Origin of the sequence: Spirobacillus cienkowskii (assembly GCF_037081835.1) — a bacterium.
Taxonomy (GTDB): Bacteria; Bdellovibrionota_B; Oligoflexia; order Silvanigrellales; family Silvanigrellaceae; genus Silvanigrella; species Silvanigrella cienkowskii.
The window spans coordinates 834,593-859,511 of the sequence record NZ_CP146516.1; the positions used below are offsets into that span (position 1 = coordinate 834,593).

The window sequence follows — 24,919 nt, forward strand, 5'->3', positions numbered from 1 at the left end:
CGAAGATTATGCAAGAACAACAATTTAACTTAGATTTCAATACCGCAAAATTTGAAAGCTTGATAGAGCAAATTTCACAAGAGAATCCTTGTGGGCAAGATATTAGAAGACAAGAAATTTTTATACGTTTAAAGGATATTCGTAATAAAGTTTTGAATAATAATAATTTGGATGATATTTGGGTTAAAAAAAATAATGCGACAAACTCATGGTTTGATGTTATTTCTCTTTGCGAAACAATACTCACTGATTATTCAAAAGATTTACAAGTTATATGCTATTATATTGAGGCAAAAATTAATGTTGAAGGTTTTTTTGGCTTAGCAGAATCCTTGTACTTATTTAAGCTTATTTGTGATCAATTTGGAGATTCTGTTTATCCAAAATGGGATATTGATAATATAGAACAAGGATTGGTACCTTTTAAATGGATAGAAACTCATTTATTAGAGTTAATTAAAAATATTTCAATTGATTCAAATAAAATAAATTCAAATATGAATTCTACAGCCTTTAGCAACTCTTGGGGAACTTATTTGCATGCCATAAAAGCTAGTAACACTTCGCTGAAAATGGAATTTGCAACTGCAATAAAAAAACAAGATCCTAATTATATAGGAGCATTGTCTCAAGCCTTGCTTTCGGTTGTTTCTAATATAGCCGAAATCGATGCAGTGTATCTTTCTAGGTTTTTAGATAAAGGATTAAGCATAAGTTTTACAGAGTCTATTGATTTGTGTAACCAAATTTTTGATTATTTACAGCAATATGCTAATAAACATGAATTTTCCGATGAAACTATACAAGAAGCCATAAATGAAACTTTTAGTGTTAAACAAATAACTAAACCTATTAGTTCTGGTGAATTTTCATCTGTAGAAGATGCATACAATTTGATTTCTCAGGCTAATACATATTTGTTAAAGCATGACTTTCATTCACCATCCCCTTATCTGATGAGAAGAGCGCTAGAATGGAGAAAAAAATCGTTATACGAAGTTTTTGTTGATTTGTTTTCAACAACCTCTAATCCGCAAGAAATATTTACGCTTTTAGGCTTAACACACCTTGATGAAAAAGAGTTTGATTAACAAATATTTAAAATTTAAAAAGAGATATTTATGATGATGAAAACAGATGCTAATTTTAATTTTTATATAACCCATGGTATGCTAATTTATGAACTAGCAAAATTAAAGAACAAGAGTTATTCGGACATTTTTTCAATAGTTGGACCCAGATCTATTTTTAATGAAATAGTGCAAGGAAAACGTTTGTTAAATTCACAACAAATAGCAAAAATTTGCCATCTCTTTGAAGTTGATGAAAGTATATTTAATTCAGAACAGGCTGCAGTTATTGAAAAAAATCATCCAAACTCAATGAGTAGTTTTGACCAAGAAGAAAAATTACCATTTGATCAAAATTTAATGCGTTCAAATTATGAGGAAATGGAAAATATTCAAAAACCTGATTTTACTTTTTCCAACGATCAAGAAGACGTAAATTTTAATGAAAAATGGTAGTTTCTTTTATTTTGTAAATAAATACATTATTAATAGTGCTCTCTATTTTTAAAACTTATGTTAACAACAATAAAAAAAAGAAAATGACGTCACATTTCAACACTTACCATCACAAGTGACGGCTGTTTTTGAAAGTGCAATAAAGAATTAAAAACAAGCTTAAGTCACCAAAAGATTGGAAAACAATACTTTTTATGTCTCATAAAACGTTCGTTTTCACTGGGCTGTACTTGTTCATATTTTTAGGTTTAATTTGGACGCTATACGTCCAATTAAAATGAATTTGGGATTATGTTTAGATTAGCCTTGAAATATCCTCTGATTTTTTTATCTAAATTCGAGTGACTCGGAAATTTCTGCGGTTAGTGTTTACAACCCTATATTATAAATTTAAATTTTTTCAAGTTTTAATAATTTTAATAATTTTTCTTTTGTTTTTATACCAAAAACAAGTATGTAAATACCTAATAATATAAATATAGTAGCAATTATTTTATAAAATCCCACATCTTCATTAAATATCATATTTGCAGATAAAATCCCAAATATTGGTATGAGTAATGAAATTGGTGCTATCAATGTTGCTTCATATTTTTTCATCAACATATTCCAAATCCAATATCCAAGAAGTGTCGTAATATAAGCTTGAAAACATATTGAAAATATAGCTTGAAAATTTAAAGAATGAATTAAATTTAAAAAGGGAGCATTACCTTTTGTTAAATATGTAATAATAAAAAGGGGTAGAGCAGAAAATATACTAGACCAAATTATAAATGACATCATTTCTACTGGTTTGTATTTTTTCACTATGATATTGCATAAACTCCAACTAAATGCTGCAATTATAATTAATATTCCACCAAATAATGAAGATTTCTCATTTCTAAAATAAAGCGCAACAATTAATCCTAATATTGCTATGAACATTCCAATATACTGTATAAATTTTATTCTTTCTTTAAATAAAAATGAAGATAAAATAATAGTGAAAAAAGCACTGAACTGTAATAATAATGAAGCTGTCCCAGGTGTTAATCCAACAAATATTGCTAAATTTGCAATACCCCACAATCCAATTCCAAATATTATTCCATATATAGCAATAATATATGTTTTAATATTTGGTTTTTTAATAAAAAAGCACAAAGGAAAAGCACATAAAGAAAATCTAAATGCAGTTAATAAAAAAGGATCTAAATGTTTTAATCCTATACCAATTACAGAGTAATTGGTTCCCCATATTATTGCAACCATAAGAGCTAATAAAAAATCTTTTTTTTGCATTCGTAACCTTTTAATATAGATTTACTATATGTTATTTTTTAAATTAAATTATTATTTAATTTATATTTTTGTTCTAAACAGGTTTGACACCATTATAAACAAAATCATCGAATTGTGCTGGTCGCCAAGTATCATTTCTTTCGTAATAGTTAAGTACAACCGAAATTTTTTGTTCATTAATGAAACAATCGCATCTTTAAGAGTAATCGAACTGATTAATGGTACTATGCCATGACAAAAAGAATTCAATTCAGGTAAGTATTTTTTAATATCTGAGCCTTTAAATATATGATGACAATATTTACCAACTTTATCTTTTACAAGATCATTACCTAAGCCAGAATGATTTACAAGAGGTACTGAATTTGAATTAATAATATGATTAACTCTTAATTTTAATTCTGCATAGAAAGTAGCTTGCAGTAAATTATCTATGACAGTAACAGAATCATAATGATATTCTTGTTGATTTGTCTTAATTTGAAACATATTAACTCCATTCAAGATTTTGAATATAAAAAATAGATTACCAATTAATATATTTTATATTAATTATGCCAGTTAATAGTTGAGAAAGTTATTGTGAGGCTTGAAGAAATAGCTCCAATTTGTTAAATAATTTTTGCACAAACAAAATTAACAAAGGAGCTACCAATGGACTGGCAGAGCCAACTCATCACTGTATACCTTACTACCTGCGATTTCTTTTCTCAACTCTCTCCAACCTCTTTTTTAAAAATTAGTCCAAACTCAAATCCCTCGTTCACAGACCAAGAAGTCACCACTATTTACATCTTTGGAGTTTTAATGAAACAAAAAAATATAAAAGCTATTTTTAACTTCACTAAAAATTTTATTCCAAACTGGTTTCCTCACTTGCCTTCTTATGAAGGATTTTTGTCAAGACTTAATAGCTTAAGTAAACTCTTTCCTGAACTTGCAAACTTTATTTTAAAAAATAATAAATTTAAAATCCCTAAAACAAAATCCAAACCTTTTATTCTTATTGACTCTTTACCTATTATACTCACAACTGGTTTTCGGGCGCACAAGTGCAATACTGCAAACGATATTTCTGCTATTGGCTATTGCTCTTCAAAAGATAAATTTTACTATGGGTTAAAACTTCATCTCGCTGCTTTGTTTCAAAATAAAAAACTTGCCGCACCTATTGATTTTAAAATCACACCCGCCGCAACTCACGACTTAACTGCTGTTAAGAATGATCTTTTAAACTTCAAACATTCGCAAATCTTTGCCGATCGTGCTTACTGTGACAAATCAACTAAAAAAAACTTGAATCAAATAAACTCTAAATTACACACACCAATTAAACTCTCTCGGAATAAAAAAACTCTTTCTAGTGATGAGAAAGTTTATTCTAAATCTGTTAGCTCTATTCGGCAGTCCATTGAAATCCTTTTTAACTGGTTAATTGAATCCAGCGGTATTCAAATCGCATCAAAAGTTCGATCGACTAAAGGCCTTATCGTCCATGTTTTCGGACGATTTTCTGCCTGCCTGTTTAACTACTTATTCAAATTCTAATTGATTTTTCTCAACTATTAATTGGCATTAATTGGTAATTATTAATTACTATAAATAAATTAATGATCAAGAAGCTAAAAAAATATTTTTTAATTAATATTATCTATAAAAAGTGTTTTAGCAGGTTGAAACCCCAAAATAATAATTGATTTTAGAATAATTTCGTTTATTTATTTGTTTAGTAAAAAGAATTTTTTAACATATTCACTTCATTTATAAAGGGAGTAGGTTATTCTGTAACTTCTAGTTTATTTAGTGCAATATTTTTTGCATTCATACTTATCTTCCCTTCACCAGTTTCTACATCAAGTTGGTTTTCTTTTATTATAAATTTAATATTACTATCTTTTGCCTCAATTAAAAAGCTAGAATCATTTTCAAGATTAATTGCGATACCACTATTTTTTTCGTTTAAATTTTGAGGAATCGTATTTTTTGAGTTATACAAACAACCAATGACAATGGGTTGTTCAATATCATCATTTGCAAAAGTTACAATTATTTCATCACCAGGCTTAGGGATAAAAACCGAACCCGAATTTTGGCTTGCTAAAAATTGTGAAAGCCTTGCCCAAAGAAAGGGGCTGCATTCTTTTTCTTGAAGCTCCTCTTGCCATAAAAAACAGATTCCAATACGTAAACCATTTTTATCTTTTTCAATTTTTAAGTCGTCATCACTTTTCCCAAAAACTTTAGCCAAAATCGTTTGAGTAGGTTTGCTAATTTGAGTAGAAAAATTCACTAAAAAGGTGTAATCATCATGTTTTGGATACGCAATTGCATCTTGCGTAATTTGGGTAAAGGAGTTTTTATCCTTTTGAGTTGGAATCATCTCTTTGTTATAATTAAAAATAATTTTACTATGCAGCTTACAAACTAAAAAAACTGAGAACTTTGATTTATCTGAATAAAATCTAAAAGTTTCACCAATAGATAAAAATTTTTGTGATTCTACAAATGAGACTGTATTGCTGTTAGAAGCGTTTCTTTTAGAAATTATGTTAGGATAACTTGAATTTAGGCTAGAAATACAGTCTTTATATTTATTAATATGATTAAAATGCTGCCAATTTAATTTTAATTTTTCTTTGTTTTCTTTGTAAAAATTAGACTCTTGTCCTTTAAAATCACTATTAGATTTATATAAAAATCCAAAATTTCTTTGGTCAAATCCAAATGATGTTGTTATCGTATTTACAGCCTTTAAATGATGCTGCATGTTTTTTTTATAAATATTAATATCTTGGTAGCTTGTTTCTTGTGGTGGCGTATATGGGACATATTTTTCAAATACATTTTCTATAATATCACTAATAAAAATATTTTCAGTATCCTTATTGATGTACAAAAAGAAGTTTAGCCCCTCTTCGTGAAGTAATTTTGTTAAAAATTCAAAATCAGATTCACCATATTGAATAATATTAGTTCTTGCTAATTGAGCTTCTTGCGTTGAGCATTCAAGTTTTAGATTAAGTTTTGGGTATTTTTTATTAAAAAAATCTATAATTTGTTTGAGTGAGCTATCAGTCCAGCATCTATAACCATTTGATTGTGTGAGCAACCAAAAATAAGGTCTTACTGTTACAATAATTTCTTGAAAACTATTGGTATTTAAAATTTCTGTAATAATACCAGAATAGAATTTGCAACTATTTTGATATTGTAGATGAATTTTAATTTGTTTAAATAGTAGCTCTGAAAGCAAATTTATGTTTAATAACTCAGTGTTTAATTTATTGTATGGTGTAATTATACTAAATTTTAATTCAAATAAATCAGAAATTCCTTCATTTATTATTTCTAGAGAGTTGATTAATATTTTTTCAATCTTATGATTTAAAAAATTGTCATTTTCAAAAAAAGTAATTTTCGCAAAATTTTGAGGATCAGTCATATTGAATCTCTTGAATTAGAAATGTTTATGGAATCGTTAAAATTGCTAGAAACAGATTTTTTATCAAAATAAGGTGCTATAGTTGGAAAATTAGGAATCATAATTTTTTGATTTTTTAAGTTTTTTAAGGTAATAGTTGTATATAAAATAATATTTTGTTTATTACTTAAGGGGATTTTAAATTGTAAAGTGTTGTTAAAGCATTTTGATACATTTGCTTTACATTCCGAGTAATCAAAAATTAATTTTATTAAACTCCACGAATCTTTTACATTAAAAATTACAGTATTGTTATCAATTAACACGTTTTTATCGCTAATATTCTTATTAATTTGATATTTTGAAGAATTTGCCAGTGTGACCGCAAATTTTATTGGTTCAGAGTATTTCCAAATAAAATTTGCAATATTTTTATTACCATATTCAGAGCCATAAATTCTATCAGCAGATTGAATTGACCAATTAATTATCTGATTTGCAAGATTCTCGTGTTCAGTATTTGTTCTAAAATTAAAATCAACTTTAAAAGTTGGAGAATTTGTATTTCCGTCTTTGTCTGAGTTAATTTCTAAGAAGTCAACAATCAATTTCATATCTTTGATAAAATTTTGTATATCTTTTCTATCCTGAAGTGGATTATTTGTAGTTGTCAGTATAGGTAAATCTTGTTTTTCTAGTTTTTTAAATTCTGATATTACTAAACTTAAATCGTCGATAGAGTTTTGTAATAAATTTTTTGATTCATTGGCAAATGGAAACTTTCCTGAGAGTAAGTTGTTAAACTTTAGCGCAAAATTATCATAATTTAAGAGAGCTTGATGCAGTAAAAGAGCTTTGCATTGATTACTGAGTGGGCTATATAATTTGTTAAGCTTAATTGCAAAAAAATCATCCGAATTCATTTTAATAATAGATGGTGGGTTTAAAGCAAAATTTTCGCAAGAATCAAGACGCAGTTGTGTCATGTTACTCGATATGTAGTTGAGAAAAAAGGAATATGTATTGGCTTCAGGCGTAGTTGCTAAGTTATTTCTTAAATTTAAAAGAATTAATAATGCCTTATTATTTATCATTTTACCGCTAGATTTAAAATAGCAATCGTAAGCATTAAGCAGTGGAGCTATATTTTTGTTATAATATAATTCTAAGGAACTTTTTTGATTGTTTAAAAATGTCTTAAGATCATCTTCAGAAGTAAAGCCAAATAAATCAAAAATAGGGGATGAATTTCCTTTCCATTTATGAAAATCAATTGATTTTGGAATAAAAAAAGATGTGTTATTTAAATTCTGATAATAATTATTGATAAGAAAATCGATTTGCTGGGTAACAATAAAATTTAACTTACTGTAAAGCTCACTGGATGGACTTGATGCTAAAAGCTGGTTAGAAATTTGTTTTAAAATTGGAGCTGCTACCTGAATATTAGCCAAAAGCTTCTCATCATTATCTGGTGTTGTGTTGTCGCCTAGATTTTTATTTATACCTTCGCTTTTTAAAGCAAGAGGAAGATTTTCTTTCCAAAACTCATAATTTAAAGCAGAAGAAAATTTGTTTAAAAAGATTGTTAAAGAGTCTGGTATCTCTGGTGTTTTGATTGACTGTAGAGTTTGATAAAAACGTTCTGTAATTTGCAAGTTAGATTTTAGTCGTTCTGTATCCCAAAGAGAAGTCGGTGTATACTCAAAACTAGATTGTTTTAGAAAGCCACGTGGAGTGTTTTCGTTATCATAAAATTTTGGAAGTTCCTCTAGCTTGCCTAGCGATATCATAATTTGCTCAAGTGCAGGATTGATTGTTAAAGAATCTGATTCGTTAACAATAATTGGAAAAAATAAACCCAGAGGAGTTATTCCTGAAAGCTTATATTTGAATTGAACTAAATTTTCTTCGGCGATTTCTGAGATTTTAGTTGCAATCGTTTTGTTAAAAATTGGATTTTGTTCGGTTTCTTTAATTAGCTCAACAATTTTGATTCCGTAAAATAAATCTATATCTTTTTGATTTTTTGGAATAGTTAAAAGTGAATTTTTTAATTGAGATAAATTAGTTGAAAGATTTTTTGCAAGAATAATAATGTTTTTATTTTTTTCGATTTCACTTTGTGTTTTTATTGAAATTAATGTGTCTTCAATTAATTTAGAATTTAAGTAAGCTTTATTTGTTTCGTTAAATTTATTAAAATAGGATTGAATTAAAAAATTTAAATTTTTATTAGATAGTTCATTAAAATCTTTTAAGTCAATATTTATAAAATGTGGCATTTCCTTAATGTTTAAAGAAGAAAATATATTTTTTTCAATAGAAATTTTTGAACTATTAATTTTAAATATAAAATTAGTCATTTCGCTTAAAGCAGTAGAATAGTTTTTGCTATCAGGATTTTGAAATGAAAAGTAAACATTATAAATGCTTTTATTTATTTTTATGAAATTTATGCAGTAATCTAGAATTTCATCTGCGCTTTTATTATCAATATTGCTCTCTGAAAAAAGATTAGTAACTAATGATTTAAATTTATCAGTAATAATTTCATTTAAAAAATTAGCAAGAATTTGGTTATATTTTTTTGATATTTCCTGGTTTGATTGCGATGACCAGGAAGGAAAGAGCAAAGCATGGTAGAGAGAGTTTTTTGTGATGGAGTCAGAATCGTCTAAGAGTTCTTCTATCTTAACAGAGCTAATATCGGACGTTTTTTTGTATTCTTTAATGTATGTGCTTATTTTATGAAATTTACTAATGTAAAAATCTCGATTTGTTTGTAAAAAGTCGTTAGATGCAATAACTGCATATGTTGCAAAAAATAAATGCAAGGCTGTTATGAAAACCACTAAGCTTCTTGTTCTTAATTTATTTGATACGTATTCTTTAGTAACATTTGAAAAATTAATTAAATTTTTAGAAAAATATTTAATCATGTTAAAAATATTTGAATCTTGATCATCAAAATTAATAGGATTTTTTTGAAAGCAACTCATATTTATGACATAGTGATAATTGGTGTGTTCCTTATTTTTTTTATCAAAGCTTTTATAAAAGTAGTCTATGTAGTTTTTAGAAAAACAAAGAATGCTATGCTTAAGTTTATAAAAGAAGCAAATTGTACTTGACAAGTATTGCTGATTTAAAGTTTTTAAATACAATAAATTTTGTACCTCAAGAGCATTGACAGATAAATCTATCGATTTAATGAGTTCGCTATTTAAAGATTCTGAATTTTGGATAGTTTCATGTATAAAACAAAAGTACGGACTTTTATCTTGTTCCATGGTGTGGGATGAAGAACAAAACTGAGGTATTTCATTGATTTTTGAGCGGTCAATAAAAAATAGAGGTATTTTAGACTTTAGTTTTAAACTAATACGTCTGTATAATTTTGAAAAAATTTGAGCTTCTTCTGAAATTTCTTTTAAATTAATATTGTTGTTACTAAATGCCGATTCGCTTGGAAAAAATATAATTCCATCGAGCATAATACTTGTTCTGCTGCTAACAATTTTATTAATATTATATTTTAACCTGTGGTCATTATTAATTAAAATATTTTCATTAAAAAATAAATAGTTAACTGAGTTTACTGTTAACATTTCAAATGGAATTTTTTCATCCGTTAAAAGATTATTTGCAAATTCTCCATTTTGAACTTTGAGTATTTCATGATAAAGTTCATTTGTATTTTTTCCGATAAGAAAAAATAAATTTTTTGAATGCAATTTATTTTTATTTTTTCTTATATGATAACAGTCATATAAGAAGGTTTTAATTTTTTCGTTTTTAATAAATTTTGATATATCAGGATTTATCTGGATATATAAAAAGTAAGTTATTGCAGCTAAAGCTACGATTGTTAAAATATAAATTATAACTAAAGACATGTTAAGTTCCAATTAATATAAATTATTAAAAAATATTATTAAAAATAATATTTTTATTATTACTCCAGATAAAAGCAGATAATAATAAAAAAGAAACTAATATAATTAAATTTATGGCAAAAATTGTATAGTTAATTTTTTTATTTTTCTCATCAAAATTATTTTCGTTAATGATAAAGTTATTTTCTGGAAGAATAACATTACAGTCAACAATTTTTTCGTAATTGCCTTCATCATAAAATTGCAAAAGATCAGATTTAATTTGCTCAATTCTTTCTTGATATTCTTGAAGGTGATATTTACCTCTAAAACCAGAGCATAAACATAAGTAATAACACATAGCAAGACTTCTAAATTTGTAGTCTCTATCAATCATAATTTTTTGACAATGTTCAAAAAATAAATCGCCACTAGATCTTGAAGAAAAAATATGATTTTCAAGAGTCATGTTTGACCATATTTTTCTTCCTTCCCAGTTGGTCGTTATTAATATTTCATCAATTAACGAAACAAGCGCATAGTGTAAAAGCTCAATGATTTTTGTTCCTGAGTATTTTTTACTAGTTTTTAAAAAATCAATTCTTTTACTGATATACTCTTCAATATCTCTAGAAATTTCTTGACAGTTATCTTGAGTAAAATTTGAAACTTCTTCCGAGTTATAATTTATGTTATGCTTCAAATTGCTTACAATATTATTAAAATAATAAATAATATCCTGGGTTATAAATATAATATTTTCATTATGTGATGAAATTATTTGTTTATTTTGGATCATTTTATTTTCCTAGAGTAAAGATATATTTCATCAGGTGGATTTGCTTTACTGTCGTGTGTACTTGGTGAAATAATTATTGATCCCTTTTCTTTTATAAAATTTTCGATTTTAACATAAGTTAGATAAATATTTCTTTTAGATACAAGGCCTTCATAATTTTTTATTATGGAACGACTATAACCAAGCGATCTTCTCTCCAGAGATAGGTCGAGATCTTCCTCTTCGCAAATAATTGCAGATTTAATCCATTGTTCAAATTGTTCGCTAGATGTAGAATAATTTTTCTTGAAACCAAGCAATATATGAGTGTGATTGTCTAAAGTATCATTTTGCACATTAAGAGTTAATTTGAATTTGTTATCAATTTTAATTAATTTTGAAATTGAAAAGCCACTTGGGACTTCTTTTTCTAAAAATTCAATAATATTTTTTTTGATCTTTTCAAAACAAATAAGCATATTAAAATGATCATACTCAATTAATAATTGAGGTTTTTCATCAAAATCATTAGATGTAATTTGACCACAAGTATTGTATAACTGCAAATAAACAAAAAAAGGATGAACTTTTTTTGAGTTGATAGTTGCTTCTAATAGAGGAATAGAAGATTTTAAACTTTTAAGTAATAATAATTTTTTTATGTACGAATTTTCATAAACTTCTGAATTGTATTTAGCAATATCTTCTAAAATATCTTGAATTTTATATCTTATAATTTGGCAAATGGTATTGCATATTTCCCATACTAAAGAGTTTTTTTGAATAAAAGTAGTAGGAAGTGCAAAAGGAAAAGATTTATAAAAACTGTTTTCAATATAAATCTTTGCAATTGGTAGTGCATTGAATTGTGGTGTTAATTCTTGCTCAATAAAAAAGAATACTTGAGGTTTAATACGTGGTATATAAATTTCGTCATCACCTGTGTTTTCGTCATAACAATGTGATTCAAATTGTGTTGAATTAAATTTAGTATACTTTTTATTCGCATTAAAATTCTTAATATCTGATTTTGGATTACAAAGATAAATGGTTAAATATTTTTTTGAATCAAGTAACTCTTTATATTGAGTCAGATTATACTCTAAAGAGAAATTATCAATAGAACAATTATAATAATAGGTTAGGCCATCTTGAAAAATGCATTCTAGTTCTTCAATTTTTAGAATTCCATTTGCAAAAAAATTTTTATCATATTTGAAAGTTTTTATCCCATATGGATATGGGCAATTTTGAAAAACATGATAAAAAGGAATATTTTCAGAGCGCTTAAAGGCTTGTTGAAAATGTTGAGGCGAAAGAAGCATTCCATCGTGCCACATAATTTGTTCAGGTATGTTTTTTAAATTTTTCATGCGTGTTCCTTAACTTATAAAAAATTATAAGAAATTGATAGAATACCTTCTAAACCAGAGGCTTGTTCTGACAAATCTTTAGAATCATTAGAAAAAACAAAATTGTAACCACCACCTATATTAAACTTAAAATTTTCAGAGATATTTGTTTCTAGGCTTAATTCTGGTTTGACAGACCAAAAAAATATTGAAATAGGAGATATTGTTAAATTACTTTCTTTGTTACCAGAGGCTTTTCCCATGCTACCATAAACCTTAATTTTTGGGTGAACAACTGAAGCGGCAAAAGGAATAACTGCAAAAGCGTTGCCGCAATTCCAAAAATCTTTGATTTGAATAGTTTTATTTTTGTTAATAAAAAACTTTTGTGGAATCGTTTTACAAAAAATTGAGGCTTGAAAGTAATGATTTAGTTCAATGCCAAACTCAGGTGTTAGAGTAAGTATATTTTGGTTTAAAATTCTTGAATAACCTAAGTTTTGATTAAAATAAACATGATAGCTTTGGTTTTCCTGTTTTTTAGAAATTTCAGAGATTAAATTTTGTTGAATATATATACTGTTACTTTCTGGAATTTTATACATATCTGCGTTCATTATTTTCAATCCTGTTTATAGTTAATCCCAGATTCATAAAAACTTATAATAAGATTTTTATAAGGATTTATTGTAATAGGAGGTAAATTTAAATTATTATAAAGTCTATTAAATAAAAATGCGCCTGCAGCACCAGAATTTATATCTATTAAGTATGAATTGTTTTCGTAATCAGGGGTCAGTTCAAAGTGTAAAATTTGAACATCAGAGGAGTTTTTAAGTTGTTTGGCAATAACAGAATCCGCTGAAAACCAGTCTTGATTTGTGAGAGAGCTAAATTTTTCAAGAGTTTTTTGGTTATAAACAACAGCTATTTCAGAAATAATTGCCGAATTGTGATTTGCATTTTGTTGAACCAAAAACTGCACTGAGCAAACTCTTCCAAATAATCTATCAAACATGTTTCCTGGTTTATTAACGGGTTTGCTCTTTGATTCAGAGGTTTTATCGGATTCATTTGATTCTAAGTTCTCGGAAATTTTTTTTATATTATCATATTGTTGTATTAAATTTTCTTGGGCATATATATAATTGTTTGCAGTAATATTTAACAAAAATGCTGATAAATAAAAATAATTAAAAAATTTAACTAATAATTGAGTAATATTATAACTTAACATTTTCATATCTGTTACCTAAAAAACTAATATATTAAAGTTTTTCTTTAAAAATAAGCCAAATAAAGACTTATTTATTTTAAATAACTTTTATTTTTTATAATTTCAAGGAAAATATATAATTTACATATATTAAAAATTTAAAATTAATTTTTAATATATTGAAATTATTAGTATAATTTACATATAAATAATAAATAAAAAAGTTCTTGAGAAATGTTTATGAACAAACTATTTATAAATTTGGATTTTATTTTGTTAGGATTTTAATGTTTTTATTTGCTTTAATAATATGATTTTATAACTAAAATAATGGTTTTATATGTGTTTTATTTAAAATCAATATTTTTTAATTTTTTTCTCTAATTTGGTTGTAATTATGTTTTCTTTGAGTGTTGAATTGCTGATAGTCTGTCAAAATAAAGAGAAGTTATCTCGTTATTATAATATAACAAAAGAACTTGGATTACAGCAGGTTAGTATTTCGGCCTCGATATTTGAAGCAAGACAAGTGCTTTTAGAAAAAAAATTTGATGTCATTTTATTTGATATACCTTTTGATAAAGACAATAATATCAATTATACAAGCGATTTGCAGCAATTTGTTAATGAAGTTGTCATTGAATTTCCATATTGTGGTTTTATTTTTGTTACTAATCATAACGGTTTTTGTTTAAATAATTGTTATGTATTTGATATTATACAATGTAATTCATTGAAAAGTAAAGATATTTTGAATAGTTTAAATATTATTAGATCTAAAATTAAAAACTTTAAAAATTGTCTGACAGAATCTAATCAAAGCATTGTTAATACTAATGAAACATTTAAATTTTATAATAATAATGTGCTTGTTTTAAATGGGCAAGATAAGGTTTTAACAAGTTTAGCAAAAAATAAAAAAATTCCATTAATAATGTACGGTGAAACTGGGACTGGGAAAGAGGAACTCGTTAAAGTACTTTACCAAAAACGAGTCAAAAATGAGGGAGAAATTCCTTTTGTTACAGTAAATTGCCCACTACTGGGTGATGACTTAACGTCTTCGTTACTTTTTGGTCATAAGAAGGGTTCGTTTACCGGTGCTAACGAAACAACAAATGGATATATTGCAGCCGCGAACGGAGGAATTTTATTTTTAGATGAAGTTCATACACTTGATCAAGCGACTCAAAGAAAATTATTGCGAGTTTTAAATGACGGGAGTTATGCTCGCGTTGGAGAAACTAAAGTTTGTTACTCTCATTTTCAACTTGTTGCTGCGACAACCAAAGATTTGGACGAAGAAGTTGAGTCTGGAAGAATGTTAGCGGACTTTAAATACCGGATTTCAGGAGCCGAAATTCACTTAGAACCTTTGAGGGAGAGGCTTCAGGATATTCCAAGTTTTGTAAAACTTTTTTTTAGACGTGAAAATATTGAAATTAATGAAAATTTGATCCTAGAAATCGCTAAAAAATGTCAAAATGTCTATTGGAAAGGGAATATTAGACAGTTATTTAGAACCTTACAAAAAATGATTATTTATGCTCAGCTCGAAGAAGAAGACTTGCAGTTAAAGCACTTATTGTTACCTCAAAAAGAAATTTTAAATAACAAGCAGATCGAAGAAGTTACTTATGCTGCAGATAAGTTTGATAATAAAGTAAATAATGTAACAGATGCTGAATATCAAATTTTAGAGTTACTTAAAAAAGCATTTTCTGAAGATTGTCCTCTTAATGATCTTTTGGACAAAATAGAAAAATTTGTTTTAATTAAAGCTATTTCTCGCCATGATAGCATTGCTAAAGCGCATGCCGCTTTGCAAATTAGCCGTAATGCCATTGATGCAAAACGAAAGAAATATCATATTTAATCTTAACTAATTTAAATTATTGCAATTTTAGAAATAATCACTTCACTTGCAAAACCGTTTCGAAGGGGTATATGTATTTTTATTAATGTGTAACTCATTTCAAAAGGCGAGGGGGAGTTATTTATGAGTCAGCAAGCTTTGCATAGAGGGTTAACATTTTTAGACAAAAATCCAATTCTGAATTTAGAAACATTAAAAAAAAATGAACTCAGTGATTTATCCCGTTGCGATCCAATTTGGCCTATTGTTAAAAATAACGTCGAAGATTCTCCTTTTGACCATGATTTTATTCAGCTTTTATTATATGTGAGAAATCTTCATAAGCTCTCTTTCAATACAATAGAAGGAGAGACCTTATGTCAAGCTAAGCAATGGTTAGCAAAAGAACACAATCCTGACCGCAAGCTCAATGGCGGTGGCGTGATGACAGTGATTCGAGGCAATCACCTAGAAAAGTCTGCTGTAAACTTGAGTTGTGTTTGGGGGCCGCATTACCCAGCATTAGAGGGTGAATATGCAAATAAGCCGTTTGCAGCCGCCGGAGTTTCTTTAATATCGCATCCTCGCAATCCCTTTGCGCCTATTATGCATTTAAATATTCGCTGCATTAAAGTATTTGAAAAAAATTCGGTTACCACATGGATTGGTGGCGGAGCCGATTTAACGCCTATGATCCCTTTTGAAGAAGACACAGCTCTTTTTCATGATGCAATGCATGAAGTTTGTGATAGAACCCCAAGTATTGCCAACTACGAAAAATATAAAAAATGGGCGGATGATTATTTTTATATTCCACACCGCAAAGAGACACGAGGTGTGGGCGGTATCTTCTTTGATTTTGTTAAGATTGAAGACGAGTCGCAGCTATCTTTATTGCTTGATGTTGGCCAGTATGCAGCAAAGGCTTATACTGAAATTTTGTCACGTCGCATTGAGATGCCTTATGATCAAGTGCTTATAGAAAAACATCATTACTGGCGAGGGCGTTATGCAGAGTTTAATTTGGTATACGATAGAGGAACAAAATTTGGTTTGATGACAGGTGGAAATCATGAGGCAATATTTTGTTCTTTACCTCCTCAAGTAAGATGGTGATAAATGGTAGAAGTTGGTTTTTTTACACTCTGTCTAGGATTGTGTTTTGCTATCTATAGCTTAGTTTTAGGAATTTATTCCTTACGCTATCCTATATCTGGTTTGGTTGCCAGCGCGCGAAATGCTTTGCTGGCTGTTTTTATATGTGTTGCTATTTCATCGTTAGTCATGTGGAATGCTATTTTTTTTCATGATTTTTCTATACTTTATGTTTATAGAAATTCTGCAATTGACATGCCACCTTTGTATTTATTTACCTCTTTTTGGAGCTCTCTTGAGGGCAGTCACTTATTGTGGACTCTCACGATGAGCGCTGTGGTCGCCATTGCCTGTGTTACAGTCAAAAAATCAGATTTTTCTTTGTATCCAGGATTGTGTGTCGCCTTTGCATCTTCTCTCACATTTATGCTCTTTTTGAACGTTACTTATTCTGCACCGTTATCGCGACTTTTTCCTGTTGGGAAGTTTGGTGAGGGCATGAATGCGCTGTTGCAAAATCCGTATATGGCAATTCATCCTCCTATGCTTTTTACAGGGTACTGTTTGCTGATTGTTCCGTTTGCATATTCTTTTGCCGCATTAGCAAGAGGGGGATTTACAACCAATTGGCTATCAGTTGTGCGTACATGGTCTCTTTTAGCGTGGGTCACATTAACTGTAGCAATATTTTTAGGCGGCAAATGGGCGTACGTTGAGCTAGGTTGGGGTGGTTACTGGGGATGGGATCCTGTTGAAAATAGCTCTTTTATGCCTTGGCTTGCCGCAACAGCGGCGTTACATACATTACTCATTACAGATAAAACCGGTCGTCTGCCAAGATTGTTGGTTTTTTTAAATATGCTTGCCTTTGCATTAACATTTTTGGGAACATTTATCACTCGATCCGGAGTGATTAGCAGTGTTCACTCATTTGCTGAAAGCGAAATAGGTCCTTCATATCTTCTTTGGGTCATTTTCATATTTGTGGTCTCTTTGGGTTTATTATTTACCAAGGGATATCAACTATATGGTGCAGCAAAAACCAATGTATGGAGAGTTTCTAAAGAAAGCGCTTTGTTATTTACGATATTTTTTCTATTGTTTATGCTTGCATTAGTATTTATTGGAACCATTTTACCGCTTGTTGTTGAAGCAATTCGTGGAATTAAAATTTCTATTCAACAACCATTTTTTAATGCTTTTGCGCCATGGATAGGTTTGGGCTTAGTGTCCTTGCTTGGTCTTGGTAATTTAATGAAATGGAAAAATGGAAAAATTGAAGACCCTGTTTCCTGTTTATTGTTTCCATTTATATGGGCAATAGTTTTAACTTATTTTATTAATTTAAGAAGTCAGTTAGATTATTTTGGAATATTAACTTTTTTAATAGTGCTTTGGACGTGCGGCGTCTTAATTATGGATTTGGTGTATAAATTGCGTTCTATAAGATGGAATGGATTGGTGTTTTTAAAATACAACCGTTCTTATTTAGGGGCATTTATTATCCATATAGGGTTTTTATTTGCGATCGCAGGATTTGCAGGAAACTATCGCGGTGTGTCGGCAGAAACAAATTTAAATTTAAAAGAGTCTACAATATTTTATGGTTATCAAATTACCAATGAAGGTTTGTCTTTTAAGCGCGATTACAATGCGCAGTTTATTGCTGCTAATTTAAAAGCGACAAATTTGCAAAGTCAGGAGACAGTTTATGTCCATCCAATGAGGAGCAAATTTACAAATAATGAGCAATGGTTTAATGAAATTGGAATTTACTCAACATTTTGGCATGATCTTTATATCGTTCTTGCTTCATTTGATGTTAATAATCAAAGTGTTACGTTAAAAATTAATTGGAACCCTACAGTAAAATTTGTGTGGACGAGTTTGGTTATAATGGTACTTGGTGCTGTTATTGCTATGTCTCAAAAGAGTCGAAGAAAAAGTATTAACAAAATAGATCATGAAGAGGATTTTAATATTGCATCAGAAATACAAAAAATGACTGAACACAAATCACATCAAAAAAAGAATTCTGGTTCAGAAATTGTTTCTGGAGTGATTTTAGGTTTTGTCTTTGTGATGATCAGTTTTGCTATTTTTGGAGTGGCGTCTGCGCAATCAGAGCAAAAAAATTCTGTTTCTTTACCTGGAGTTGTGAAACCTCAGGTTATTGATCCGCGTATTGAAGATATTGCAAAAGATCTGCGTTGTCCGACCTGTGTTGGGGTAAGCGTATTAGAGAGTGAAACTTTGCAAAGTATTGCAATGCGCACAGAAATCGAAAAGCAACTCGCAGAAGGTAAAGCAAAAACTGAAATTTTAAATTATTTTAAAAAGGCTTATGGTCCTTGGATTTTAAGAGAGCCAGATGCTCAATCAGCAATTGGGCTAACAATTTGGGCTATCCCAATTTTTGGGCTTATATTAGGTCCTGTGTTGTTAATGATTATTCTACGTCGTTCACAAATTCGGCAAAAAGAAAAAGATAAAAAATTGATGTCTGAAATTAAAAAATTTATTGAGGAATGCAAGCGGGAGAAAATGACATGATAATCGTTTTGATTTTATGTTTGATAGTCTCTATTCCGCTCATCTTTTTTGTCGTAAAACCGCTTTTTTCGCTACAAGGGCGACAAGTTTTACATGAGAGTTCTCAAGAAATTTTTGATGAACATGAATTGAGGCAAGTGATTTTGATGCGCGATGCGTTGCTGCAAAAGCTAATTTTTAATTCTACAGAGTCAGAAAATATAGCCCGTCTTAGTGATGATGAAGCACTAACACTATTGGTTTCACTATGTAAGCGGCTTGATTCTATGGGGTTGTCATGGAAACCAAGAAATGAACTTATAAAAAGAGAGGCAATGCCCAATTTAACCCAACAAGAGGGCTTTGTTTCTGTCCAATTGTTGTTTGTGAGTGCCATTGTTTTTTTTATTGGGTTGATTGCGTTAAAACCATTAAATGTTTTTTCTTTTCAAAGTTTTTCTCAGAATGAAAATGCTGCATCTGCAAAAGCCCCTGCAGATGTTGTTATTCCATCGCCTACAATTTTACCACATTCAGGTGTTTGGCTACCTTCGGTAAATCAATATATTTTAATTCCAGAACAAGGAAAACTTTCTGTTTATTATGTTGGTATGTTTCAAAATAATAGCGTTTTAACAAACTCAATGTTGCAAATCCCATTGCCGAAAAACTTTCAAGATTTAAAAATAATTGGAAATCAAAACTTACAGATAGAAAAATCTTTACACTCTCAATCTGTGGTTGTTGCAATGAATTTAGCTCACGGATTAAATCAGATCAGTGCAACCTTCAGTTTAGAGGCACCATATGGAATTGCAAAGTGGCTGCCAGCAGATTTGCAACAACTTCCTGGTGTCACAATTATTATGATGCCCGAATATGAGGGCGGTCTGCGTAATTTTTTTACAAAATTTCTTGAGAATCCAAATGTTTGGCCTCCAAGAATTACGCAGTATCCAAGCGGATTTCGTTCTATTTTGGGTGTTGATCCGTTAGACAATCAAACTTCTTTAAATCAACAGACTTCTTTTCAACAGCTTTCAAGGCAGCTGGTAAGAGTTGGTGATGTGTCATCTCCTTTTCCGGTTTTTGAGGTGCAAGGAATTGTTCCTTCTCGCATAGGTATTTATATTCTTGTTATTTTTTTCGCATTTTTTTTACTTGGGACATCATTATTTTTTAAATTTAAGTCGTCAAAATAATTTATTTCTGATTTAGAAAAAAAAATGGAATAGTTAACTTGCTCGACTGAAATCTCATCGCTACAATAGGATCTGTTTGACACGGAGGTTTCTTATTATGATTTTAAATAGTAATTCAGTTGATTTAATTAGAGTTAATGCGGTTCGTCTTGCAAGCGCAATCCGTTCTAAAGATGATCTCGTTGATCTTGCGACCGCCAGCTCTTTTGAGCAGGTATTTGCTGCAATCGAAACAATATTAACAAATACAGAAATGTATTTTGATGATGATTTGCTCATTCAGCTCGATGTACAAAATTGGCAAAGTTTTAAGGCAATTTTGCTTGTATACACCCTTAATGTTGTTAATCGTCAAATTAACTTAGCGCGTGAATCTGGTTTTTCACACCAAGGTTCTCGTGATTTTGGTGCAAGTACAAATAATTAATGAAAAAACGAGTTGATAAAAGTATGGTATTTTATTATTTCATTCTTAGTATAGTATTTGCTTAGTAATTTATATATTGTACCATCTTTTGTCATACTATTCATTGATTTATCACATTTATATATTTTATCATTATTAAAATTTTTTTTTAAAATAAAAAACCAACATTTGTGCCAAGATTATTTAGACAGTGATTGTTGTTTTATTGAGATTTGTTGGCTTATCAGGATTTTTTCCTTTAAGTTTTGCTAATTGTGCAACCAATGGATAAAAGCAATATATTAAAGGAACAGAGTTGCATATTGGTCCTAATTTATTTGAATTATTAGTTGCAATTTTTATGATATTTTTGTTTTTAGGAAGTTTGAAATCTTGAATAATCTTTTTTGAGCCGATGATAGTAATAATAGATTTTTTTTGAATTAATAATTCAATCAGTTTTGCGATACTTGTAAAAGTTGCATCATTATTAACATAAATTAGGGTTGGAAAATTTTCTTTTATAAGTTCTATAGGTCCATGTAAAATTTCTGCGCTACTAAATGCTTCGGCATGAAGTCCGCATGTTTCTTTAAGTTTTAAGGCGCTTTCTAAAGCAAGAGGAAATGTAAACCCGCGTCCTACCACTAAAATATGACTTGCTGTATACAAATGATTTAAATTTGATTTATTATAATTTAAAGTTTGATTGGCAAGTATGTCTGGTAAAGCAATTAAATCTTCTTTAAGTTTATTATCACAGTTCCAATAAGCAATAAATTGAATAATTCTTGTGATTGAGGCGATAAAGCTTTTTGTCGCAGCAATAGAGCGTTCTTTTTGCGCAAGGAGTGGGATACAGTATTCACATTCTTTTTCTAATGGTGAATTGTTTTCGTTAATCAATGCGACAGTGAGTGCTCCACTTTTTTTAGCGTATGCCATGCTTTCAACCAAATCAGGACTTTTTCCAGACTGAGAAATGCCAATGACTAAACTATTTTTATAATTGATTTTGGTTTTGTAAATTGTATGAATTGAGGGAGCAATTGTTGTTGTCACAATACCTAACTGCGATTCAATAGCATATTTAGCAAACAAAGCGGCATGATCGGAGCTACCGCGTGCAATCGTTGCAACAAATGAAGGTGGATTTAATTGTAATCTTTTTGAGATTTCTTTTAAAATTGTTACAGAGTTTTGTAGCTGTCGTTTAATAATCTTAGGAGATTCTGCAACTTCATTTTCCATGAATGATGTGACTTGCATAGTAAACCTTGTCACCAATTATTATAAAAGAGGATATACAAATTAACATCCCCTTAATCGGTTTTTTTTATATAAAAAGAGGATATTTTTCTTCTTCTTTAAAAATTTTATTTTTTATTGTTGCGGAAAAAATTGCATTGCAAGAATTTGCAAGTTTGTCACGTAAAGTTTCTTTTTTTGGTGTGAATATATGATAAATTTCAAAATCTTGACTTAAATTTAATAAATAATCATCACTTGTTTTTAATTCGTCGATCAGTTGCAAGTCGAGTGCTTGAATACCATACCAGTATTCTCCAGTTGCAACCGTATCAATATCGAGAGTGGGTCTGTATCTCTGTACATGATTTTTAAAAAGCATGTGCACTTCATCAATTTGTTCTTGAAACTTTGCTTTTTTCTTTTCAGTAATTTCTCCAAGTGGAGTGAGAGTTCTTTTGTATTCTCCAGCCGTGATTTCAAGATATTCAATATCATTTTTATGTAACAATTTATTTAAGTTTGGCATACTTGCAATCACGCCAATTGAACCAATGATAGCAAATGGTGCAGCAATTATTTTATCGGCAAGACATGCCATCATATAACCACCGCTTGCTGCAATTTTATCGACGCAAATTGTCAATGTTAATCGATGTTCTTTTAAACGCGCCAATTGAGAAGATGCCAAACCATAAGAGTGTACCATGCCGCCAGGGCTTTCTAGACGTACAATCACTTCATCACAGGGACGTGCTGCTTGAATAATTGTAGAAATTTGTTCTCTCAATGCGGTTACAGCAGAGGCGGCTAAGTCACCATTGAAATCGAGCAAAAAAATGCGCTTGGGTTTTTCTGCATTTGCATTATCTTTTTCGGCTTTCTTTTTTGCTTTAGCATTTTCTTTTTCTTTTTTTGCCAAGCTTTTAAGCTCAGTTTCATTTAAAATTGCTGTTAATAATTTTATTTTATTTTCTTTAAATGAATCGTTAATTTTTTTAACTTCAATTTTAATACCTTGAGCAGTTTTTTTCTTTTTTATGGCAATTAAAGCAATAATTCCAATAAAAACAAGAAATAATCCAACAACCCCTAATAACCCCAACGTCAATTGAAACCATGAAAACAATGAACTATTCATGAATTTAAAACTCCCTTATTGTCTTTCTTTTTTTTTGCTCGCAACTGCATTGAGTACTTTTTCTGCAGAAGAATAACCAAGTAGCAAAATTTCTGGGTTATTGTAAGTGTTGCTGAGTTTTTTAAAAATAACAACAGCAGGTAATCCATTAATTTTCCATGTACTGAGTAGACTTTCAATGTCTGATGATAAATCGGAATAGTCTAATTGGACAGGAATATAGTTTTGATTTAATAAATTAATAAGTTCTTGGTTTTTCCACGTGGTGTTTTTCATTTCCAAACAGGCAGCACACCAATCTGCCCAGATATCTATAAGTAGAGGTTTTTGTTGTTGCTGTGCTTGCTTAATAGCAGAATTAAGATCTTTTTCCCATAAAATAGTTTGGCTTTTTAAATTTTTTGTTGTTATAGGTTTTTCTATAAAACCATTTGTTGTAAATAAAGTAATAAAAAGAGTAACTAAAGTTAAAGGAAGAATTAAAATTGTTCGAGATATTTTTCCTATCTGAGTTTTTTTAGTAGAAAAATAAATAGCTAAAGCAATAAATAATAAACAAACAATTAGTACTAAAAAATCAGGTTTTGTATATATAATTTTTGTGACTTCAAATTCTTGTAATAAACTTTTAAGATAATAAAAAGTTAAAGCAAACATCATTGATGCAAATAAATATTTAATAAAAATTAGGAGTCTTGGTAATTTTGGTACTTTTGTTAGTTTTTTACTAAATAAGGTTAATGCAATGTATGGTAAACCAAAACCTAAAGCATAAAAAAACATAAAAGTAAATCCGGTAATTGGATTTTTATTTTGTGCAATGAGTAACAAAATTGTACTTAATACTGGCCCTGTGCAAGGCGCAGAAATTAAACCAGACACTGTTCCCATCGTAAAAATAGCTGTTCTTGGATACTTTTTAGAAATAGGAACTTTACTTGCAAGTGTTTGAATTGTACTCATTTGAAAAAAACCAAGCATCGAAATACCAAGAATAAACATCAAGATTGCAATGGTTATATTGACAATTGGACTTGCTAAATGGGCTCCAAATACACTGCCGCTCATACCTGCAAAAACACCAAGTATTGAATACGTAATAATCATTCCTAGTACATAAAAAAATGATAATGTTCTTTTATGAATAATTTTTCCATATTGCAGCATGACGTTTAAAGTAATGGGTATCATCGGATAAACACAGGGAGTTAAATTTGTTAGCAATCCTGCTAAAAGTAAAATTGGAAATAGGATCCAACTTCTAGCAACGATAGCATCTTGCACTGCAACGGCAAGAGAGTCATTTAATACAATAAAAGAATTGTTTGGATTGGCTTCATTCTGTTTATTTTGATTGACGTCTAAAGCTGTTGGTTCTTTTATTTCTGGATTAATAAAGTTTTCAAAACTATTATTAAGTAACGATAACTGCATCGTTTCTGTTTTTTGCAATGGGTTTGAATGTTGTCCAATTGCAAGAGGAAGCACTAATTTGCTGGGTGTGAGACAAACAGAATGAGAACAAGATTGCACATCAATTTCAAGCATGGCATTATTTTGTTGTTTTTTAGAAATTAAAATAGAAAACTTGGCATTGTTTTTAAAGATTTTTTTTTCTTTTTTATAAAATGGGTCAAAATATATTTCTGCAGGATGATTTGGGATATATTTTAAAGGAAGTGGAAAAATATTAGGTTGGACAAGGTGAAATTTTAACTTTTCTTCATAAATTTTAAAGTTTTCTTTAGTGATAAGTTGTAATTGAATATTTTTGTCGTTAATTGACATAATTTTAAATTGAACAACATCGTGTAATTTAATATTATTGTTTTCAAATGTGTTGAAATTTGTTTTAAAAGGTTCATTTTTTTGCGCATAACTCTGTTGGGTGTATTTAAATACCATTATGATTGTTAAAAAATACATAATTTTTATTAGATAAAATTTAAGAGTTCTCACGTTATTCCTCAATCGTCTTTCTA

General features: G+C 29.1%; 19 protein-coding genes. 8 read left to right on the top strand and 11 right to left on the bottom strand.

Translation table 11 applies throughout. From position 1 onward, the window contains the following. Positions 1 to 8 precede the first annotated feature (8 nt). Entirely contained in the window at positions 9 to 1,091 is a 1,083-nt protein-coding gene (locus tag Spiro2_RS03760; protein WP_338637154.1) for a type VI secretion system ImpA family N-terminal domain-containing protein, read from the top strand. Positions 1,092 to 1,121: 30 nt separating this feature from the next. Then, positions 1,122 to 1,526 carry a hypothetical protein gene (locus tag Spiro2_RS03765; RefSeq protein WP_338637155.1) on the top strand — a complete coding sequence of 135 codons (405 nt, stop codon included), beginning with the start codon at positions 1,122 to 1,124 and terminating at the stop codon, positions 1,524 to 1,526. Between the two features lie 390 nt (positions 1,527 to 1,916). Here Spiro2_RS03765 and Spiro2_RS03770 read toward each other — a convergent pair whose 3' ends face one another. After that, positions 1,917 to 2,813, bottom strand: a complete 897-nt coding sequence (locus Spiro2_RS03770) for an EamA family transporter (protein WP_338637156.1) — start codon at positions 2,811 to 2,813, stop codon at positions 1,917 to 1,919. Positions 2,814 to 2,873: 60 nt separating this feature from the next. Continuing rightward, positions 2,874 to 3,302, bottom strand: a complete 429-nt coding sequence (locus Spiro2_RS03775) for a hypothetical protein (protein ID WP_338637158.1) — start codon at positions 3,300 to 3,302, stop codon at positions 2,874 to 2,876. Positions 3,303 to 3,467: 165 nt separating this feature from the next. Between Spiro2_RS03775 and Spiro2_RS03780 the strand changes: the two genes are divergently transcribed. Beyond that, positions 3,468 to 4,361 (top strand): IS982 family transposase, encoded by an 894-nt coding sequence (locus Spiro2_RS03780; protein WP_338634920.1) that lies wholly within the window; start codon positions 3,468 to 3,470, stop codon positions 4,359 to 4,361. A gap of 229 nt (positions 4,362 to 4,590) precedes the next feature. Here Spiro2_RS03780 and Spiro2_RS03785 read toward each other — a convergent pair whose 3' ends face one another. Genes Spiro2_RS03785 through Spiro2_RS03810 form a run of 6 tightly spaced genes read right to left on the bottom strand, consistent with a single transcriptional unit; the run spans position 4,591 to position 13,485 of the window. Then, complete coding sequence (locus tag Spiro2_RS03785) at positions 4,591 to 6,255, bottom strand: contractile injection system protein, VgrG/Pvc8 family (protein ID WP_338637159.1); 1,665 nt, start codon at positions 6,253 to 6,255, stop codon at positions 4,591 to 4,593. After that, a complete protein-coding gene (locus Spiro2_RS03790) occupies positions 6,252 to 10,133 on the bottom strand; it encodes a hypothetical protein (RefSeq protein ID WP_338637161.1) in 3,882 nt (1,293 codons plus the stop codon). Before Spiro2_RS03790 ends, Spiro2_RS03785 begins: the two co-directional genes overlap by 4 nt. A gap of 25 nt (positions 10,134 to 10,158) precedes the next feature. Further along, entirely contained in the window at positions 10,159 to 10,911 is a 753-nt protein-coding gene (locus Spiro2_RS03795; RefSeq protein WP_338637163.1) for a DotU family type IV/VI secretion system protein, read from the bottom strand. After that, a complete protein-coding gene (gene tssK, locus Spiro2_RS03800) occupies positions 10,908 to 12,263 on the bottom strand; it encodes a type VI secretion system baseplate subunit TssK (RefSeq protein ID WP_338637165.1) in 1,356 nt (451 codons plus the stop codon). The genes Spiro2_RS03795 and tssK overlap by 4 nt, the downstream gene beginning before the upstream one ends. Positions 12,264 to 12,277: 14 nt before the next feature. Next, positions 12,278 to 12,859, bottom strand: a complete 582-nt coding sequence (locus tag Spiro2_RS03805; protein ID WP_338637166.1) for a hypothetical protein — start codon at positions 12,857 to 12,859, stop codon at positions 12,278 to 12,280. A gap of 5 nt (positions 12,860 to 12,864) precedes the next feature. Continuing rightward, the gene (locus Spiro2_RS03810) at positions 12,865 to 13,485 is read right to left on the bottom strand and encodes a hypothetical protein (RefSeq protein ID WP_338637167.1); all 621 of its coding nucleotides are present in this window, start codon (positions 13,483 to 13,485) and stop codon (positions 12,865 to 12,867) included. Between the two features lie 370 nt (positions 13,486 to 13,855). Between Spiro2_RS03810 and Spiro2_RS03815 the strand changes: the two genes are divergently transcribed. From Spiro2_RS03815 to Spiro2_RS03835, 5 genes are all read left to right on the top strand, one after another. Beyond that, positions 13,856 to 15,334, top strand: a complete 1,479-nt coding sequence (locus tag Spiro2_RS03815; RefSeq protein WP_338637169.1) for a sigma-54-dependent transcriptional regulator — start codon at positions 13,856 to 13,858, stop codon at positions 15,332 to 15,334. Positions 15,335 to 15,457: 123 nt separating this feature from the next. Beyond that, positions 15,458 to 16,429, top strand: a complete 972-nt coding sequence (locus tag Spiro2_RS03820; protein ID WP_338637171.1) for a coproporphyrinogen III oxidase — start codon at positions 15,458 to 15,460, stop codon at positions 16,427 to 16,429. 3 nt (positions 16,430 to 16,432) lie between these two features. Next, positions 16,433 to 18,961, top strand: a complete 2,529-nt coding sequence (locus Spiro2_RS03825) for a cytochrome c-type biogenesis CcmF C-terminal domain-containing protein (protein WP_338637173.1) — start codon at positions 16,433 to 16,435, stop codon at positions 18,959 to 18,961. Beyond that, the gene (locus Spiro2_RS03830; protein WP_338637175.1) at positions 18,958 to 20,142 is read left to right on the top strand and encodes a hypothetical protein; all 1,185 of its coding nucleotides are present in this window, start codon (positions 18,958 to 18,960) and stop codon (positions 20,140 to 20,142) included. Before Spiro2_RS03825 ends, Spiro2_RS03830 begins: the two co-directional genes overlap by 4 nt. A 97-nt stretch (positions 20,143 to 20,239) precedes the next feature. Then, positions 20,240 to 20,569 (top strand): hypothetical protein, encoded by a 330-nt coding sequence (locus tag Spiro2_RS03835; RefSeq protein WP_338637176.1) that lies wholly within the window; start codon positions 20,240 to 20,242, stop codon positions 20,567 to 20,569. A gap of 183 nt (positions 20,570 to 20,752) precedes the next feature. Here Spiro2_RS03835 and Spiro2_RS03840 read toward each other — a convergent pair whose 3' ends face one another. The 3 genes from Spiro2_RS03840 to Spiro2_RS03850 form a co-directional block, all read right to left on the bottom strand. Next, positions 20,753 to 21,817, bottom strand: a complete 1,065-nt coding sequence (locus Spiro2_RS03840) for an SIS domain-containing protein (RefSeq protein ID WP_338637177.1) — start codon at positions 21,815 to 21,817, stop codon at positions 20,753 to 20,755. 67 nt (positions 21,818 to 21,884) lie between these two features. After that, positions 21,885 to 22,937 carry a protease SohB gene (sohB, locus tag Spiro2_RS03845; RefSeq protein WP_338637178.1) on the bottom strand — a complete coding sequence of 351 codons (1,053 nt, stop codon included), beginning with the start codon at positions 22,935 to 22,937 and terminating at the stop codon, positions 21,885 to 21,887. Between the two features lie 15 nt (positions 22,938 to 22,952). Beyond that, entirely contained in the window at positions 22,953 to 24,896 is a 1,944-nt protein-coding gene (locus Spiro2_RS03850) for a protein-disulfide reductase DsbD family protein (protein ID WP_338637180.1), read from the bottom strand. Positions 24,897 to 24,919: the final 23 nt, after the last annotated feature.